Here is a 17,501-nt window from a genome sequence, read left to right as displayed (position 1 = left end):
CGCCGGTCGGCGGGACGGGATGCGCCCCCGTCCGGATGTGGCAGGTCCGGGCCAAGGACATAATCGCCGCCATGAGCCCCGCACTGCCGCAGTCCTGCGAGCCCGTCCGGGCGGCACCCGAGGTGACCACCGGGCGGCCGCCCGAACTGCTGCGGCTGCCCGGCGGCCTCTGCCTGCACCGCCGCCGCAGCGCCCACGCACCCGCGCTGCACCGGGCCGTCCGGGCCAACCTGGAGCACCTGCGGCCCTGGCTGGACTGGGCGGCCGAGGTCCCCACCCGGGCCCGAACCGCCGAACGGACCAGGGCCGGCACCGCCGCCTGGGAGGCCGGGACGGACTTCATGTACCTCGCCGACCTGGACGAGGCCCCCGGCCGGGTGGTCGCCGCCCTCGGGCTGCACGCGCGGCTCGGCCCGGGCGCGCTGGAGATCGGCTACTGGGTCGCGGCCCGGCACGTCGGCCGCGGCATCGCCACCGCCGCGGCCGGGGCGCTGACCCAGGCCGCGCTGGCGCTGCCCGGGATCGCCCGGGTGGAGATCCGCTGCGACCGGGCGAACGCCGCCAGCGCGGCCGTCCCGCGCAAGCTCGGCTACCGGCTGGACCGGGTCGCCGAGGCCGCCGTCCGGGCCCCGGGCGAGACCGGACGGCAGCTGGTCTGGGTCATGGAGCGGTGACGGCCACTCGGGGGAGCGGCGCCCGGGGCGCTCAGTAGCGCCCGCCCTCCGGGGCCGGCAGCGTGTCCAGCTCGGCCAGGTCGGCCGCCGAGAGCTCGACCGCGGCCGCGCCCACGTTGTCCTCCAGGTAGCGCGGCGTCTTGGTGCCCGGGATCGGGAGGACGTACCGGCCCTGCGCCAGCACCCAGGCCAGCGCGACCCGCGCCGGGGTGGTGCCGAGCCGCTCGGCGATCTCCCGGACCCGGCCGACCAGCGCCAGGTTGGCCTTGAGCGCGTCCTGCTGGAAGCGCGGCAGGCGGCGGCGGAGGTCGTCCTCGGGCAGCTCGTCGAAGGAGGAGATGCTGCCGGTCAGGAAGCCCCGGCCGAGCGGCGAGAAGGGCAGGAAGGCGATGCCCTGCTCCTCGGTGTACGGCAGCACCTCGGCCAGCACGTCCCTGGTCCACAGCGACAGCTCGGACTGCACGGAGGCCACCGGGTGCACCGCCTGGGCGCGCCGGATCTCCTCGACGCCGACCTCGGAGAGCCCGATCCGGCGGGCCTTTCCGGCCCGGACGGCCTCGGCGAGCGCGCCCCAGGTCTCCTCGATCGGGACGGCCGGGTCGACCCGGTGCAGCTGGTACAGGTCGACGTGGTCGGTGCCGAGCCGGCGCAGGCTGTCGTCGATCGAGCGGCGCACGTGCTCGGGCCGGCCGTCGCGCACGTTCGGGCCGCCGCCGCCCGGGACGATGCCCACCTTGGTGGCGAGGAAGGCGCGCTCGCGGTGCGGGCCGGCCAGGGCGGCGCCGACCACCTCCTCGTTGCTGTACGGGCCGTAGACGTCGGCGGTGTCGATCAGGGTGACGCCGAGGTCCAGGGCCTGGTGGATGACCCGGACGGACCTCTCGTCGTCCCGGCTCCGGACGTCGTAGGCGTGGGTCATCCCCATGCAGCCGAGGCCGATCACGCCGACCTCCGGGCCGCCGCTGCCGAAGAAGGCGCTGCGCATGACGGTGCTCCGTTCTGTGGTTCCGCTCTGTGGTTCCGCTGAGCCGAAGTGGATCAACACCGCCAGCTTCCCCCTTGGAGTGCACTCGAGGTCAAGCCTTCCGAGGTCAACCCCAGCCTCCGGTACGGTCATCGGACCGCCGTGCGGCGCGAACGGGGCGCGCGCCTCCGGTTTCACCACCGGGCTCCCGCACCCGGCCGTCGGCCCGGGCGTTCGCCCCCGGACGGTCCGGCCCCGCCCCGTGGACGCCTCCTGCGCCAAACCGGCGCGCGGGGGCCCGGTCGCGGGATCATCGCGCCACCTGGCGCCGCCGGTCCGGTCTTGGCACGGCTCGCCGCGACGGTCGAGGCTCGGTCCGCGGCCGGTCGACCCGGCCCGCCACCACGGAGGCGACCGAAGACGTCGCCCGCCTCGGGGAGGAACCCATGTCGCTCTCGCGCACCCGCACCGCCGCCCTCGCCCTCACCCTCGCCGCCGCCACCGCGCTGACCACCGCCGGCCTCGCCACCCCGGCCCAGGCGGCCGGCCACCGCGCGCTCAGCCGCTTCGACGACGGCAGCTTCGAGTCCCCCAAGGTCGCGCCGAACACCTTCACCGAGCCGGTGGCCGGCCAGAGCATCGGCCCGTGGCTGGTCACCAGCGGCAGCGTCGACCTGATCGGCGCCGGGTTCTGGCAGGCCGCCGAGGGCGACCAGTCGCTCGACCTCAACGGCAACGGCCCGGGCACCATCGCCCAGACCTTCACCACCACCCCCGGCGCCACCTACTCGGTGACCTACGCGCTGGCCGGCAACCCCAGCGGCCCGCCCGCGCTGCGGACCGGGCGGGCGCTGATCGACGGGCAGGACTTCCAGGACTTCACCTTCGACGTCACCGGCCGGACGAGTGCCGCGATGGGCTACGTGGGACGGCAGTTCACCTTCGTCGCGCAGAACGCGTCCACCACGCTGTCCTTCGAGAGCACCGTCGCGGGCCCGCGCGGTCCGGTGCTCGACGACATCCAGGTGAAGGAGTGCAAGCCCTGCTGCGGCGGCTGACCGGCTGACGGGCCGTCACAGGCCGACCCGCCCTCCTTAAACCCTCCCTAAAACCTGCTCTCGGAAGGCTCCCGAACCCCGGGAAGTGCTTGACGTGCACAGCTGGTCTAGTCCAGTTTGATCCTCAGCACCGCGCTCCTCCCGCACCGGAACAGCCCCCATGCTGCCGCCCGCCCCGCGTCTCCCCCCTTCGCGGCGCGGGCGGCCCCACGCTCCGAGAGGCACCCCCATGCCCAGCGCGCCCCAGCACGCCCCCACCCGCCGCCGCCCCGCCGGCCGGACCACCCTGCTGAGCCTCGCCGCCGCCACCGCGCTCGCGGCCGGCGGCCTCACCACCCTCGCCGGGAACGCCGGCGCCGCGGACGCGAACCTGCTCGCCAACGGCGGCTTCGAGAGCGGCACGCTCGCCCCGTGGAGCTGTTCCGCCGGCACCGGAAGCATCGTCACCTCCGGTGCCCACAGCGGAACCGACGCCCTCAAGGGGGCGGTGAGCGCGAGCGACACCGCGCAGTGCGGCCAGACCGTGAGCGTCCAGCCCAACACCACCTACACCCTGAGCGCCTGGGTCCAGGGCCAGTACGTCTACCTCGGCGCCACCGGCAGCGGCGTCACCGACCCCGCCGTGTGGACCCCGGGCGGCGCCAACTGGCAGCAGCTGTCCGCCAGTTTCACCACCGGACCGAGCACCACCAGCGTCAACGTCTACCTGCACGGCTGGTACGGGCAGGGCGCCTACCTCGCCGACGACGTCACCCTCACCGGCCCCGGCGGCGGCGGACCGACCACTCCCCCGACCACCCCGCCGACCTCCACCCCGACCGGCGGTCCGACCACCCCGCCGCCGAACGTCGCCCTCCCCGTCGCCCCGTACATCGACATGGGCGCCTGGCCCACCCCGTCCATGCCCGACATGGCCAAGGCCGGCGGCGTCAAGGGCTACACCATGGGCTTCGTCACCGGCGTCGGCTGCAAGGCCAGCTGGTTCAACGCCTACGACCCGCGCACCGGTTGGGCCAAGGACCAGGTCGACGCGCTGCGCGCGGCCGGCGGCGACGTCAAGCTCTCCTTCGGCGGCGCCAGCGGTACCGAACTCGCCGCCGCCTGCACCTCGGTGGACTCGCTGTTCAACGAGTACGACGCGGTCGTCAACGCCTACAACCTGCGCTACGTCGACTACGACATCGAGGGCGCGGCGATCGCCGACACCGCCTCCAACGACCGCCGCTCCGCCGCGCTCGCCAAGCTCCAGCAGGCCCACCCCGGCCTCAAGGTCTCGCTCACCCTGCCCGTCCTGCCCGAGGGCCTGACCAGCGACGGCGTCGCCATCGTCAAGTCCGCCCGGGACGCCGGGGTCAACCTGGACCTGGTGAACATCATGGCGATGGACTACTACCGCTCCGGCAGCGACTACGGCAACGCCGCCGTCCAGGCCGCGCAGGCGACCTTCGGCCAGCTCAAGGCGCTCTACCCGGCAAAGACCGACGCCCAGCTGTGGGCCATGGTCGGGGTCACCCCGATGATCGGCGAGAACGACGACCACCAGATCTACAACCAGGCCGCCGCCCAGCAGTTGACGACCTTCGCCCAGCAGAACCACCTCGGCCTGCTCGCCTTCTGGGACGCCACCCGGGACGCCAACGCCTGCACCGGCTCGCTGGCCAAGTGCACCAACATCACCCAGCAGCCGTACGAGTTCGCGAAGATCTTCAGCAAGTACACGGGCTGACGCCACGACGATTCGGGGCGCCGACGGGCCAGGGGGCCGTCGGCGCCTCCGTGCGTCAGGGCAGGGCCGACACTCTCGGGCGGCACGGGCGGCACGGGCGGCACGGGCGGCACGGGCGGCACGGGCAGCTCGGGCAGCTCGGGCAACCGGAAGAAATTGGCATCTCATCCTCCCGGACCGTCAACTACAGTCCCTCCCACCTGTACGGAACGAGGGGGCGGACATGACGGTCCGGGACGACCACAAACAGCTGATCACCAACACCGCGACCAGCGAAGCCGCCTGCGCGGCAGGCCTCACCCCCGAGGAACTCAGCGCCTTCAGCCGCACCCTGGGCCGGCTGCGCGGCCTCCCCTCCCACGACCGCACCCGGCTTGTCGCCGAGCGCCAGCTCAGCTCCTTCGTGATGGAGAGCCGCAAGCGCCGCCGCCAGGAGGCCAAGGAGGCCGTCCGGCAGGCCGACGCCGCACTGCTCGCCGCCACCGCGACCGGCGCCCGGCAGCGCCGCGAGGACGCACCGCTCGCCCCGGCTCCGGGAGGGCCGGTCGGCGAACTGGTCGTCGCGCGCAAGTGCTACGTCTGCAAGCAGGCGTAGCGCCGGGTCGACGGCTTCTACCACATGCTCTGCCCGGACTGCTCGGCCGACAACACCGCCCGCCGCGGCCTCTCCACCGACCTGCGCGGCCGACGGGCGCTGCTCACCGGCGGGCGCGTGAAGATCGGCTTCCAGCTCGCGCTGATGCTGCTGCGGGACGGCGCCGAGCTGACCGTCACCAGCCGCTTCCCGCAGGACACCGTCCGCCGCTTCCGCGCCGCCGAGGGCAGCGCGCAGTGGTGGGAGCGGCTGACCGTGGTCGGCATCGACCTCCGTGACCCGCGCCAAGTCCTGGGCCTGACCGAGCAGTTGCGCGCCGAAGGCCGACCGCTGGACATCCTGGTCAACAACGCCGCGCAGACCCTGCGCCGCCCCCCGGAGTCCTACGCCCTGCTGGCGGCGGGCGAGGCCGCGGCCCTGCCGGGCGCCGACCGCCGGGCCGTCACCCACGCTCCCGGCTTCCGGCCGTCCGCCATTGCGGCCCAACTCCCGTCCGGGGCGGGCTCCCTGCTGGACCTCACCGACGAGGCCGGGCTGCTGCCCGACCTGGCACCGGCCAACTCCTGGTCCGCCACGCTCGGTTCGCTCGACCCGGCGGAGCTGCTGGAGACCCAGCTGGTCAACTCGCTGGCCCCGGCCCTGCTCTGCGACCGGCTGCTGCCGCTGCTGCTGGCCTCCCCGCACCCCGCCCGCTACATCGTCAACGTGACGGCGGTGGAGGGCCGGTTCTCCGTCCGCAACAAGACCGCGCGCCACCCGCACACCAACATGGCCAAGGCCGCGCTCAACATGCTCACCCGCACCAGCGCCGCCGAACTCGCCCCGCGGGGCGTGCACATGTGCGCCGTCGACACCGGCTGGATCACCGACGAGAACCCGGCGCCGGCGAAGACCCGGATCGCCGCCCGGGGCTTCCGCACCCCGCTGGACATCGTGGACGGCGCGGCCCGGGTGTACGACCCGATCGTGCGCGGCGAGGCGGGCCACCCGGTGTCGGGGGTGTTCCTCAAGGACTACCGGGTCGCGGAGTGGTGACGGCCCGCAGGCGGTGACGGCTCAGGTGTCGTAGCAGCCGTCCCACGGCGCGTGGAAGCCGAGGCCGTCGGGGCGGAGCTCGACCCAGGGCCCTTCCTCCTCGCCCTCCTCGTCGTCCTCGTCGGCTTCCTCCTCGTCGAGGAGGAGCCCGAAGAGCACGCCGTCGACCTCCACGGAGAACTGCGCGATCGCGATGTCCCCGTAAGCGCGCTCGGGCAGGGCGTCCAGCCACTCGTCCAGCAGCCGACGGGCCTCCGCCGCCGTGCCGACGGCCCGGATGCTCGACTCCAGGTGCTGCCCCGCCGGGTCGAAACGGTGCAGCACCGCGTACGGTCGGCCCTCGGCCACGACGGCCGAGGCCAGGAACTGGCCGCCCTGCCAGCGGCCGATGGTGTCCGTGCGCCAGTCCGGCTCGCGCCGGATCGGGATCAGTGCGGGTACGTTCATGCTCGAACCCTAGGCCCGACCTGCGAGGACGGCCCGCCCGGGGTGCTCCCGGGCGGGCCGTCGCGCCGTACAGCGGTCAGCGGTCAGCGGCCGGTCGGCAGGTTGGCCCCACCGGTGCAGTCGAGCACCACGCCGGTGACGAAGGTGTTGGCGGCGAACATCTGGATCGCCCGGGCGACGTCCTCGGGGCGGCCGACCCGGCCGACCGGGGTGGTGGCGGCCAGGCCGTCGAAGAGCGCGGTGCGCTGCTCGGCGGGGACGCGGTCCCACCACGGGGTGTCGATGACGCCGGGCGAGACGGCGTTGACCCGCAGCGGGGCGAGTTCGACGGCCAGCGGCGGGACCATCGCCTCCAGGGCGCCGTTGATGGCGGCCAGTCCGGCGGTGCCGGGGATGGCGGCGCGGGCCGAGGCGGCGGTGATCAGGGTGACCGAGCCGTCCTCGCGCAGGTGCGGCAGGGCGGCCTGGAGGACACGCACCTGCGGCCAGAACTTGGCGTCGAAGCCGTGGGCGAGGTCGGCGAGGTCGAGTTGGGCGAAGGGGCCGCTGCCGGCCGCGCCGCTGACCGCGACGACCAGGTGGTCGACGGTGCCGGCGCCGGTGAAGAAGGCGGCGAGGGCGGCCGGGTCGGTCGCGTCCAGCTGTGCGCCCTCGGTCTTTCCGCCGATCCGGGCGACGGCGGCGTCCAGCTTCGCGCGGTCGCGGCCGGTGATCACGACCTCGGCGCCGTCGGCCGCGAAGGCGGTCGCGGTCGCCTCGCCGATGCCCGAGCTGCCGCCCATGACGACGACGCGCTGTCCGGCGAAGAGGTTCGATGCAGTGCTCATGGTTCTGGCCCTTCCGGCTTGATCAGGAACTTGTCGAGACCATAGGTTCCGGTAATGATGTTTGCCGAGACTGCTAGTCTTGTCAAGTGGGGGAGGAAGAACGGGGACCGGAGGAAAGGGACACCACCATGAGCGAGACCGACCCCCAGGCCGCCCGGCCGCACACCGGCCGCCGCCGCAACGAGGCGGCCCACCGGGCGATCCTGGACGCGGCACTGCACCTGCTCGCGGAATCCGACGGCACGCCCGTCACCATCGACGCCATCGCCCGCGCGGCCGGCGTCGGCAAGCAGACCGTCTACCGCTGGTGGCCCTCCAAGGGAGCCGTCCTGCTAGACGCCCTCACCGACCGCGCCGACCAGGACGTCACCGACCACCCGGACACCGGCGCACTCCGCACCGACCTGCGGACCTTCGTCGAGACCACCTTCGACGCCGCCCAGCAGAGCACCACGGCCTCCGCGCTGCGCACCCTCGTCCGCGAGGCCGCCCGCGACCCGCACCTGGCCGAACTGATGCAGGCCTTCACCGCCACCCGGCGCGACGCGCTGCACGAGCTGCTCACCCGGGGGCGCGAGCGCGGCGAACTGGCCGAGCACGCCGACCTGGACCTGATCGTGGACCAGGTCTACGGGGTGTTCTGGTACCGCTTCCTGCTCGGCCACGGCCCGCTGGACCCGACCGTCGCCGAGCGGCTCGCCGACACCCTGGTCACCGGGAACGACTAACCGGGCACGCCCCGGCGCCGCACCAGCGGCAGGTACACCTCGTCGACGATCTCCACCAGCACGTCGTCGGGCGCGCTCGGCACCCCCCGCACCACGAACTCGTTGCGCAGCAGCACCACCGCCACCGTCGCCACCCGCGGGTGCAGCACCTCGGGCTCCGCCTCGCCGCGGGCGACGGCCCGGCCCAGCACGGTGAGCCAGGGGGCGGCCGCGGCGTCGCCGGACTGGTCCTGCAACTGCGCCAGGAACTCGCTCGCGCCGCCCGCGGCGGCCAGCAGTTCGCGCAGCACTCCGCCGAGCGGGGAGCTCCAGTGCCGGTTCGCCTGGCGCAGCAACTCCAGCGCGTCACCGCGCAGTTCGCCGGTGTCGGGGAGCGGGGCGGCCTTGGCGAGCTGCTTGTAGGCGGCGATGCCGAGGGCCAGGCGGTTCGGCCAGCGCCGGTAGATGGCGTTCTTGTTGGTGCCCGCGCGGGCGGCGACCTTGTCCATGGTCAGCCCGGCGTACCCGGACCCGGCGAGCTCCGCGACCGCGGCCGCCAGGATCGCCTCCTCCAGCGCCGCCCCGCGCCGCCGCGTCTGCCCGGCCATGCTCCCGCTCCGCCCTCGCTGTCGCCCGTACCGCCCCCATGCTTACTTGCCCTCCGGCCCCGACGGCAACTACGGTACTGGCCGTACCGTAAATTCCGTACGTTTCCGATCCGCCATGAAGGCAGGGGACCATGCGCGCCAAGGGAATCAGCTACGACACCGGCTTCGTCAGGGACGGGTCGTACTCCCGCAAGCTGTTCGACCCGGAGACCGTCGAACGCGAGCTGCGGATCATCCGCGACGAACTGCACTGCACCGCCGTCCGGATCATGGGCGGCGATCCGGACCGGATCGAGCTCGCCGCCGGGCTGGCCGCCGGACTCGGGCTGGAGGTCTGGTTCTCCCCGTACCCGCTGGAGCTGACCACCGAGGAGATGCTGCGGCTGTTCGCCGACTGCGCCGGGCGCGCGGAGCGGCTGCGGCGCGGCGGGGCCGAGGTGGTGTTCGTGGCCGGTGCCGAACTGAGCCTGATGAACCCCGGCTTCCTGCCCGGCGCCACCACGGACGAGCGGGTCGCGCTGCTCGCCCGGCCGGAGGAGGTGCGCAAGCACCTCGGGGCGGTCAGCGCCGAGGTCAACGCCTTCCTCGGCGAGGCGGTGGCCACCGTCCGCGCGCACTTCGACGGGCCCGTCACCTACGCCGCCGTCCCGCTGGAGCGGGTCGACTGGACGCCCTTCGACCGGATCTCCCTCGACCTGTACCGCTCCGCCGGGATCGCCGACCGCTTCGCCGACGGCGTCCGGGACCTCACGGCCCAGGGCAAGCCGGTCGCCGTCACCGAGTTCGGCTCCGCCACCTACCGCGGCGCGGGCGACCGGGGCGCGCTCGGCCTGGAGGTCGTCGAGTACGACGCCGACGGCCCGGTGCGCCTCGACGGCAGGTACGAGCGCGACGAGCCCGCCCAGGCCGGGTACGTCCGCGAGCTGCTGACGGCCTTCGACGAGGGCGGCATCGACGCCGCCTTCGTGTTCACCTTCGCGCTGTACGACTTCGTCCACCGCCCGGACGGCGACCCCCGTGAGGACCTCGACCAGGCCAGCTACGGCATCGTCAAGGTGTACGAGGACCGCCCGGGCAGCAGGTTCCCCGGCCTGCCCTGGGACCCGAAGGAGGCCTTCACCGCGGTCGGCGAGTACTACCGGACGCACTGACGCCCACCCGGTCGGCGCGGGAGGCCGGCCGGTCCGGCTTCCCGCGCCGACCGGGCGCTCAGGCGGTGCGGCGGCGGTAGTACGCGACACCGAGGGCGATGGTGATCGGCCCCCACAGCGCCGCCGGGCTGACGCAGACCCGGCACAGCGCCTCCCACCAGCCGTTGCTGAACCCGACCTCGTCCAGCACGCCGGCCCAGGCGAGCGGCTGGAGCCCGAACAGTCCGAACAGCACCAGCCCGCCCAGCACCGTCGCGACCAGCGGCCCCAGCGGCGGCACCCGGCGCCCCCGCAGGAACGGCACCCAGCGCGGGAACACCTCGCCCCAGCCGCTGACCAGGCCCAGGGTGAGCAGCGCCAGCCCCTCGGTGACCAGGCTCAGTCCGAACACGTACGGGGTCGCCCACCAGACCCACGGCGGGCGGTCCGGATCGACCGTGCCCATCGCGAAGTCGAAGGCGAACGGCAGCCGCCACAGGCAGTGCGGCAGGAGGACGAAGGGCAGGGCCTTGGCGAGGCGCAGGGCCCAACGGGGGACGGGGCGTTCGGTGTCACCGACCGGGATGTTCATCACCATGCGTCCACCCTCGCCGCCACCGCCCCTCCCCCGCCTCGACCGCGCGGCCGGAGCTCCTCCCCCGGGAGAGCCAACCGCGGTTCACCCTGCGGGAGGAGGGCGCGGGGGCGTCAGAACACGGAACTGATGCCGAAGGAGGCGGCCACCAGGCCGAGGACGTACGTCGACTCGGCGCCGTTCAGGGAGGTCGGGTCGACGGAGTAGACGACCTTGCGGGAGAGGTCGCGGGTGGCGAAGACCCCGCTGGTGGAGCCGGGGCGGGAGCCGGTCTTGCCCCAGGCGGTGATGCCGTGGGCCTGGAGGCGCTCCAGGCCCGTGCTCATGCAGGCCTTGCCGCCGGGGCAGTGGGTGCTGTGGGCGGCGGTGGGGACGTCGGGGACGGTGAAGAGCAGTTCCTGCTGGGCGGCGGGGAGGAGGCGCCCGCGGAACAGGGCGGTCATGAAGCGGTCCAGGTCGTCGGCGCTGGAGACCATGCCGCCCTCGACCCAGGGCCAGGCGCTCTGCTCGGTCACGTCCGCCCGGTGGGTGCCGCCGCCGGCGTCGGGGACGGTCAGGTAGGGGCGGGTGGCGGGATGGCGCAGGGAGGGGTCGTCGGCGTCCGGGAGGGCGGTGTCGTGCAGGCCGAGCGGCCGGATGATCCGGTCGTTCAGCTCGTCGGCGAAGCTGCGACCGGTGACCTCCTCGACGACCAGCCCGGCGACGAAGGTGTTCATGCCGTTGTACTGCTGCTCGGTGCCGGGCGTGAAGCCCAGCGGGTAGCCGTGCATGGTGGCGAGGACCTGCTCGGGGGTGAAGGAGTCGAACCGGTGCGCCTCGAACCAGGTGGTCGTCCCGTCGCCCCAGGGCGCGTTGGAGCCGTCCGGCAGCCCGCTGGTGTGGTTGAGCAACTGGCCGACCTCGACCCCCTGGTAGGGGAAGTCCGGCAGGTACCGCCGGACGTCGGCGTCCAGGTCGATCCGGCCCTCGGCGACGAGTTGGAGGACGACGGTGGTGGTGAAGACCTTGGAGACCGACCCGATCCGGAACCTGCCGTGCGGGTCCACCGCCATGCCGTCCTCCGCCGAACTGCCCTCGAAGCGGCCGGTGGAGCCGGTGACGCGGACGAAGGAGGCGGAGACGTCGGCGGCCGGCCGCCCGGCGAGTGCCGCCCGGACGGCCGCCCGGTCCAGCGGTACCGGAGTTCCGGCCCCGGCCGCGCCCGCGGTGGGGGCGGCCGGGGCGGCGAGGGCGGGTGCACCGGCCCCGACCGTCAGCACGGCCGCCAGGGCTCCGGCGGCGGCAACGGCGGCCCAACGGGTGCGGTGCGTGGAGGCGTTCACGGGTTCTGCAGCTCCAGACTGGTCGTCGGCGAGCCGGCGCGTCCGGCTCACCGACGAGTCTGCCGACCCGCCGCGCCCCGATCATCAGGGTCGGACCGCCGCCGCCCCCTGATCTTCCGTCGGGGTGCACCCCCGAGAGCGCCCCGGGTCACGCCCGCGCCAGCAGGCTGACGTACCCCCGGTCCGGGCGCTCCGGCCGGGCCTGGTCCAGCCGGGTGGTGACGGTGAACCCGGCTCCCGCGAGCAGCGCGACCAGCCGGTCGGCCGGGACGAGGTGGGAGGCCCAGGTCACCGGGTGCCCGTACGCCGAACTCGGCCGGGACTCCTCGTCGCCGGTGTGCCCGCCCAGCAGCAGGTGCCCGCCGGGGGCCAGCACCCGGTGGAACTCCGCGAACAGCGCGGGCAGTTCGGCCTCCGGGGTGTGGTGGACGGAGTACCAGGCGAGGATGCCGCCGAGACTGCCGTCGGCGGCGTCCAGGGCGGCCATCGAGCCGACGGCGAAGCGCAGTCGGGGGTACGCGCCGCGGGCGAGGGCGATCATCGCGCCCGACACGTCGACGCCGTGGGCGCGGAGCCCCAGCCCGTTCAGGTACGCCGTCACCCGCCCCGGTCCGCAGCCGAGGTCGGCGACCTCGGAGCCGCCCGCCTCCCGGACCAGTTCCGCGAAGGCGGCGAGCATCGCGCGCGAGAGCGGGTCCATGCCCTCGGGCGGGACGACGCGGCGCAGGTAGTCGGCGGCCACGGTGTCGTAGGAGTCGCGGACGGCGGCGAGGTGGGCGGGGTGGTCGGAGTGGTCAGGGTGGGTGGGGTGGTTCACCGTGCCGCGCCAGGCTTCGCGGCCCGGGCGGCGCGCTCGGCGAAGACCTTCTCGCGGCGGTCGGCGGTCTGCTTCATCATCCGCTTGCGGTCGCGGGCGGAGAGCCGGTCGAGGTAGAGGCCGCCGTTCAGGTGGTCGGTCTCGTGCTGGAGGCAGCGGGCGAAGTAGCCGGCGCCCTCGATCACCACGGGTTCGCCGTGCTGGTCGACGCCGCGCACCACCGCGTGGGCGGGGCGGGCGAGTTGGGTGTTGGCGCCCGGCACGGACAGGCAGCCCTCGACGTCCTCGACCAGCCGGCGGCCGGGCTCCTGCGCCTCGACCACCGGGTTGAGCACGTGTCCGACGTGCCGCACGCCGTCCTCGTCGGTGCAGTCGTAGACGAACAGCCTGAGGTCGACGTCCACCTGGTTGGCGGCGAGGCCGCAGCCGTCGGCGACGTACATGGTGGCGAACATGTCGTCGACCAGCCGGGCCAGCCACTCGCTGCCGAAGTCCTGCTCGGTCGCCGTGCGGCAGGTGCGGCGGAGGATCTCCTCCCCCACCTCGGTGATCCTCAGGACGGTCGGACGCTCGCGCAGCTCGGACACGGGTGCTCCCCTTCGATGGACTTGCTGTCAGCTTTGCAAAGTAGCAGACTTTGCAAAGTGACCGAAGACGTCGTCAGATCCGAGGCCCTCGCCGAACACGCGGTGCGCACCGCCCTGTTGGCACTCCTCGCCGAACACGGCACCCTCACCTCCACCGAGGCCGCCGCACACCTGGGGCAGAGCTCCGGACTCTGCTCCTTCCACCTGCGCCGGCTCGCCCACTACGGGCTGATCGAGGAGGCGCCCGCCCTCGACGGCCGGGCCCGGCCCTGGCGCCTCCCCCGAGCCCGACCGGAGCAGGACACGGCACAGGACCCGGCACAGGGCCCGGAGCCGGGCGAGGAGGAGTTCGGCGAACTCGCCCGCGGTCTGGAGGACGAGAGCCATCGGCGCTGGCTGGCCCGGCGCTCCGAGGCCCCGGCCGAGTGGCAGCGGGACGAGGCGTTCAGCGCCGTCGTCCACCTCACCCCGGCCGAACTGGCCGCCGTCGGCGCGGAGGTGCGCCGGATCCTCGCCCGCTACCGCGACCGCGAGGCCGACCCGGCCGCCCGCCCCGCCGGGGCCCGACCGGTCGCCGCCGTCACCCGGCTGTTCCCCCTGCTGGAAGGGCACTGAGGCCACCGGCGCGGCACCAGAACCGGACGGACGTTCGGTGCGTCCGTTTGAGGCGTGATCAGTGCGGTGCTCGGCGGGATGCCGATGTTCTGGCCCGGACTGCTGCTCTCGCTGGTACCGGCCGCGCTGCTGAACCGGCCGGTGGGGCGGTTGCTGCGGGCCCATTGGGTGGTGGGCTTCCTGCTGCTGCTCGGGCTCGGCGGGGTCCTGGTGGCGACGCTGCTGCCGGAGGCGTTCCGGCTGTCCGCGGACGCCGTGCGGCACTGCACCGTCCAGGGCGCGCGGCCGCGTTCGCCGTACGAGCTGCTGCACGTGCGGCACATCGAGCTCAAGCTGGCGACCTACGCCCCGGTCGGCTTCGCCGCCGCCCTGGCCGGGACCAGACGGCGGGCGGTGGTGGCGCTGCTGGGCGCGGCGGTGCTGCCGTTCGCGGTGTCGGCGGTGCAGTACGCGGTGCCGTCGATCGGGCGGGCCTGCGACGTGCAGAACGTCTGGGACGGGGTGCAGGGGGTCGTCCTGGGGGCGGCGGTGGGGCTGGCGCTGGCACCGGTGGTCCGGCGGGTGGCCCGGGCCCGGGCGGCGGCGCCCTGAGCGGCCGTCACTGCACGACCAGGTAGCGCTGCTCGCTCCCGCCGCTGACGCAGCCCCCGCCGGTGGCCGGCCCGCCGGTGCAGTCGCCCGGCCCCGAGGTGAAGACGGTCCAGATGTACACCCCGGGCAGCTTCGGCGTGTACGTGATGCTCAGCGCGGTCTGCCAGGGCCGGTGGTCCCAGTCGGTGGCGCCCGGCGTCAGGATGTTCACCGTGGAGGTGGTGCCGGCGCTCGCCCAGCTGAACTCGACCGGCTTCCCCACCGGGACCACCTGCTGGTCCTTCGGGAAGACCGGGATGGGGGCCGAGGGCGCGGCCTTGACCGGGTTGGCCGCCTGGTCCTGGTCGGTCTGCACGTTGAGGTAGCGGGTGGCGCTCCAGCCGCTGCCGATGCTGCCGCTGGAGGCGTTGGCGCCGACCACGGCCCACTGGTAGACGCCCGCTTCGGTGGGCTTGAAGGTGCAGGCGGCGGAGGTGAGCCAGCCGGAGGCCTGCCAGGGCAGGCTGCCGCGCCGGGTGAAGACCTTGGTCACCGCGCCGGCCTTGTCCCAGCTGAGCGTCAGCGAGCGGCCCAGCGTCAGGGTGTCCCGGTCGGCGGGGGTGAGCAGGCCGGAGGCGTGCGGGGTGCCGTTCGGCACCGCCGCGGGCGGGCCCTGGTAGGCGCTCGCGTCACCGCCCGTACCGCCGGCGGAACCGGACGCGCCGGAGGACCCGCCGGTCACGCAGTCCGGCGAACCGCCGTCGTCCTTGGCGACCACGAAGCCGCCGTTGTCCAGCCCGGTGCCGCCGCCGCCCTCGTGCCGCAGGTAGACCGGCACCAGCACCGCGGCCGCGATCAGCACCAGCGCGCTCGGCAGCACGATCCGGAGCCGCCGCGCCCGGCGCCTCCGGGCCGCCGCCTCCGAGGGCTCGGTGCGCACCCAGCCACCGGCGCCGTACGGGTCCGCGCCCAGCAGGGTCGGCACCCGGGTGGACGGCACCCGCCCGGGCGGCGCCACCCCGGGGCCCGGGCCGGGCGCCAGCAGCGGTGCCTCCGGGACGGCGGGCCGCACCCGCAGCGCCTCCGGCAGCCATGAGCCGGTCGGCCCCTCGTACCCGGGCGGCCCGAGCCGCTCCACCAGCTCGGCGGGGGTGGGCCGGTCCTCCGGGCGGCGGGCCAGGCAGGCGGCGACCAGCGGGCGCAGCGCCTCGGGCACCTCGCCGAGGTCGGGCTCGGTGTGCATGATCCGGTAGAGCAGCACCTGCGGGTTGCCGCCGTGCCCGTACGGGGCGCTGCCGGCGGCGTGGCAGAGCACCCGGCCGAGGCTGAACAGGTCGCAGGCGGGGCTGAGCGGCTCGCCCGCGATCTGTTCCGGCGCCATGTAGCCGGGGGTGCCGATGACGGTCTGGGTGCGGGTGATCGAGGCGCCGTCGAGGGCGCGGGCGATGCCGAAGTCGATGACCCGCGGCCCGTCGTCGCTGAGCAGCACGTTGGAGGGCTTGAGGTCGCGGTGGACGAGTCCGACCGCGTGGATCGCCGCCAGGGCCTCGGCCAGTCCGGCGCCGAGCACCCGCAGGACGGGTTCGGGCAGCGGGCCGTGGGCGGCGACGGCCGACTCCAGGGACGGGCCGGGGATGTAGGCGGTGACCAGCCAGGGCGGGTCACCGTCCGGGTCGGCGTCGACCACCTGGGCGGTGTGGAAGCCGCCGACCCGCCGGGCGGCCTCCATCTCCTGGGTGAAGCGGAGCCGGAAGTGGGGGTCGGTGGCGAGGTCCCAGTGCACGCACTTGACCGCGACGAGCCGCCCGCCGGGCGAGCGCCCCAGGTACACGGTCCCCATCCCACCGCTGCCGAGCCGGGCCAGCAGCCGGTAGCGGCCACCGACCGTCCTCGGGTCGGTGGGTCTCAACGCCTCCACGTCCACCCCCGGCGTGCGCGTTCCACGTTCCGCGGGGACGACGGCAGTTGAGCACATGTCAGTTGCCGTGCCCCGCACGGGGAATCATCTCAGCAGCACGCCTGCGGGGCCAGATCACGAAGGCAAAGAACCGAAGGAAAGGCACTCGGGGCGAGGAGCGGCCCGCACGGGCCTCAGTGCGGGATCGAGGAGATCAGCTCGTGCGCCCCCTGCCGCTTGAGCGCGAGGGCGACCGAGGTGCCGAGGTCCTCCGGGGTGAGCGCGCCGGCCCACTCGTGGGCGTCCAGCACCCGCTTGCCGTCCGGGGTGAAGACCCGGCCGCGCAGCGAGAGCCGGCCGTCCGCCTCCGCCTTGGCGAAGCCGGAGATCGGGCTGTTGCAGTGGCCCTGCAGCACGTGCAGGAACATCCGCTCGGCCGCCGCCTCGCGCCAGGTGTCGTGGTGGCAGAGCCCGGTGACGGCCTCGATGGTCGCCGCGTCGTCCTCGCGGCACTGCAGCACGAGGATGCCGGCACCGATCGGCGGGCACATCTCCTCGACCGGCAGGACCTCGGTGATCCTGGCCCGCTCGCCGATCCGCTCCAGCCCGGAGACGGCGAGCAGCAGCGCGTCGACGTCCCCGGCGGCCAGCTTGGCGAGCCGGCTGTTGGCGTTGCCGCGGATCGGCACGCACTCCAGGTGCGGGTGGGAGGCGGCGAGCTGGGCGATCCGGCGGACGGAGGAGGTGCCGATCCGGGCGCCGGGCGGGAGTTGGGCCAGGGTCAGGCCGCCGGGGTGGACGAGTGCGTCGCGGATGTCGTCGCGGCGCAGGTAGGCGGCGAAGACGGTGCCGGCGGGCAACGGGCGGTCGGCGGGCACGTCCTTGAGGCAGTGCACGGCGACGTCGGCCTCCCCGGCGAGCAGCGCGGCGTCCACCTCCTTGGTGAACGCGCCCTTGCCGCCCAGGGCGGCGAGGTCCCCGGTCCAGCGGTCGCCGGAGGTGGTGACCGGCACCACCTCGGTGCGCAACCCCGGGTGCAGCTCGGCGAGTTCGGCGCGGACCCGGTCGACCTGGGCGAGTGCCATGGGTGAGGAGCGGGACACGATGCGGATCAGCTCAGCGGTGGCCATGGCGCGATGATAGGCGCCCCTACGGCCACGGCCGTGACCGCGTCACGTACTCGGCGTAACGGCGCGGCGGTTCCGCCCACGGCGGGGGGGGCGGGCGGGGGCCCCCCCCGCCGCCCCCCCCCCCCCCCCCCCCCCCCCCCCACCCACCCCCCCCCCCCCCCCCCCCCCCCCCCCCCCCCCCCCCCCCCCCCCCCCCC

General features: G+C 74.6%; 17 protein-coding genes and 1 pseudogene. 8 read left to right on the top strand and 10 right to left on the bottom strand.

Annotation, left to right across the window (positions count from 1 at the left end):
• Positions 1 to 71 precede the first annotated feature (71 nt).
• A complete protein-coding gene (locus ACFC1T_RS22320; protein WP_375891151.1) occupies positions 72 to 674 on the top strand; it encodes a GNAT family N-acetyltransferase in 603 nt (200 codons plus the stop codon).
• 31 nt (positions 675 to 705) lie between these two features.
• Here the strand turns inward: ACFC1T_RS22320 and ACFC1T_RS22315 are convergent, their stop codons facing one another.
• Complete coding sequence (locus tag ACFC1T_RS22315) at positions 706 to 1,659, bottom strand: aldo/keto reductase (RefSeq protein WP_375891149.1); 954 nt, start codon at positions 1,657 to 1,659, stop codon at positions 706 to 708.
• A gap of 425 nt (positions 1,660 to 2,084) precedes the next feature.
• Between ACFC1T_RS22315 and ACFC1T_RS22310 the strand changes: the two genes are divergently transcribed.
• From ACFC1T_RS22310 to ACFC1T_RS22300, 3 genes and pseudogenes are all read left to right on the top strand, one after another.
• Entirely contained in the window at positions 2,085 to 2,696 is a 612-nt protein-coding gene (locus ACFC1T_RS22310; protein WP_375891147.1) for a choice-of-anchor C family protein, read from the top strand.
• Positions 2,697 to 2,925: 229 nt separating this feature from the next.
• Positions 2,926 to 4,422, top strand: coding sequence for a carbohydrate binding domain-containing protein (locus ACFC1T_RS22305; protein WP_375891145.1), 1,497 nt, complete (start codon positions 2,926 to 2,928; stop codon positions 4,420 to 4,422).
• 223 nt (positions 4,423 to 4,645) lie between these two features.
• Positions 4,646 to 6,052: pseudogene (locus tag ACFC1T_RS22300) on the top strand (SDR family NAD(P)-dependent oxidoreductase).
• A gap of 21 nt (positions 6,053 to 6,073) precedes the next feature.
• Here the strand turns inward: ACFC1T_RS22300 and ACFC1T_RS22295 are convergent.
• Both ACFC1T_RS22295 and ACFC1T_RS22290 read right to left on the bottom strand, forming a co-directional pair.
• Entirely contained in the window at positions 6,074 to 6,499 is a 426-nt protein-coding gene (locus ACFC1T_RS22295; RefSeq protein WP_375891143.1) for a hypothetical protein, read from the bottom strand.
• A gap of 83 nt (positions 6,500 to 6,582) precedes the next feature.
• On the bottom strand, positions 6,583 to 7,326 hold the full coding sequence (locus ACFC1T_RS22290) for an SDR family oxidoreductase (RefSeq protein ID WP_375891141.1): 744 nt from the start codon (positions 7,324 to 7,326) through the stop codon (positions 6,583 to 6,585).
• A 128-nt stretch (positions 7,327 to 7,454) separates the two neighbouring features.
• Between ACFC1T_RS22290 and ACFC1T_RS22285 the strand changes: the two genes are divergently transcribed.
• A complete protein-coding gene (locus tag ACFC1T_RS22285) occupies positions 7,455 to 8,054 on the top strand; it encodes a TetR/AcrR family transcriptional regulator (protein WP_375891139.1) in 600 nt (199 codons plus the stop codon).
• On the opposite strand, the gene ACFC1T_RS22280 is transcribed toward ACFC1T_RS22285, so the two are convergent.
• Positions 8,051 to 8,641, bottom strand: a complete 591-nt coding sequence (locus ACFC1T_RS22280) for a TetR/AcrR family transcriptional regulator (protein ID WP_375891138.1) — start codon at positions 8,639 to 8,641, stop codon at positions 8,051 to 8,053. The two genes, ACFC1T_RS22285 and ACFC1T_RS22280, sit on opposite strands and share 4 nt — an antisense overlap.
• A gap of 131 nt (positions 8,642 to 8,772) precedes the next feature.
• Between ACFC1T_RS22280 and ACFC1T_RS22275 the strand changes: the two genes are divergently transcribed.
• Positions 8,773 to 9,792: a hypothetical protein gene (locus ACFC1T_RS22275; protein WP_375891136.1), complete on the top strand. Its 1,020-nt coding sequence runs from the start codon at positions 8,773 to 8,775 to the stop codon at positions 9,790 to 9,792.
• A 58-nt stretch (positions 9,793 to 9,850) separates the two neighbouring features.
• Here ACFC1T_RS22275 and ACFC1T_RS22270 read toward each other — a convergent pair whose 3' ends face one another.
• From ACFC1T_RS22270 to def, 4 genes are all read right to left on the bottom strand, one after another.
• A complete protein-coding gene (locus tag ACFC1T_RS22270; protein ID WP_375891134.1) occupies positions 9,851 to 10,369 on the bottom strand; it encodes a hypothetical protein in 519 nt (172 codons plus the stop codon).
• A gap of 110 nt (positions 10,370 to 10,479) precedes the next feature.
• Entirely contained in the window at positions 10,480 to 11,688 is a 1,209-nt protein-coding gene (locus tag ACFC1T_RS22265) for a serine hydrolase domain-containing protein (protein WP_375891132.1), read from the bottom strand.
• A gap of 148 nt (positions 11,689 to 11,836) precedes the next feature.
• The gene (locus ACFC1T_RS22260) at positions 11,837 to 12,505 is read right to left on the bottom strand and encodes a class I SAM-dependent methyltransferase (protein ID WP_375891131.1); all 669 of its coding nucleotides are present in this window, start codon (positions 12,503 to 12,505) and stop codon (positions 11,837 to 11,839) included.
• On the bottom strand, positions 12,502 to 13,092 hold the full coding sequence (def, locus tag ACFC1T_RS22255; RefSeq protein WP_375891130.1) for a peptide deformylase: 591 nt from the start codon (positions 13,090 to 13,092) through the stop codon (positions 12,502 to 12,504). The genes ACFC1T_RS22260 and def overlap by 4 nt, the downstream gene beginning before the upstream one ends.
• A gap of 57 nt (positions 13,093 to 13,149) precedes the next feature.
• On the opposite strand from def, the gene ACFC1T_RS22250 reads away from it, so the two are divergent.
• Together ACFC1T_RS22250 and ACFC1T_RS22245 are read left to right on the top strand one after the other, a co-directional pair.
• Positions 13,150 to 13,707 (top strand): helix-turn-helix domain-containing protein, encoded by a 558-nt coding sequence (locus ACFC1T_RS22250; protein WP_375891128.1) that lies wholly within the window; start codon positions 13,150 to 13,152, stop codon positions 13,705 to 13,707.
• A gap of 54 nt (positions 13,708 to 13,761) precedes the next feature.
• The gene (locus tag ACFC1T_RS22245; protein ID WP_375891126.1) at positions 13,762 to 14,298 is read left to right on the top strand and encodes a hypothetical protein; all 537 of its coding nucleotides are present in this window, start codon (positions 13,762 to 13,764) and stop codon (positions 14,296 to 14,298) included.
• Positions 14,299 to 14,305: 7 nt separating this feature from the next.
• Here the strand turns inward: ACFC1T_RS22245 and ACFC1T_RS22240 are convergent, their stop codons facing one another.
• On the bottom strand, positions 14,306 to 16,186 hold the full coding sequence (locus tag ACFC1T_RS22240) for a serine/threonine protein kinase (protein WP_375891124.1): 1,881 nt from the start codon (positions 16,184 to 16,186) through the stop codon (positions 14,306 to 14,308).
• Between the two features lie 182 nt (positions 16,187 to 16,368).
• Positions 16,369 to 17,304, bottom strand: coding sequence for a hydroxymethylbilane synthase (hemC, locus tag ACFC1T_RS22235; protein ID WP_375891122.1), 936 nt, complete (start codon positions 17,302 to 17,304; stop codon positions 16,369 to 16,371).
• Positions 17,305 to 17,501 lie beyond the last annotated feature (197 nt).

It is taken from the genome of Kitasatospora sp. NPDC056076, assembly GCF_042266305.1.
GTDB lineage: Bacteria > Actinomycetota > Actinomycetes > Streptomycetales > Streptomycetaceae > Kitasatospora.
The sequence above is the reverse complement of the archived record's forward strand: the minus strand, read 5'-3'. Positions and strand labels throughout refer to the sequence as shown.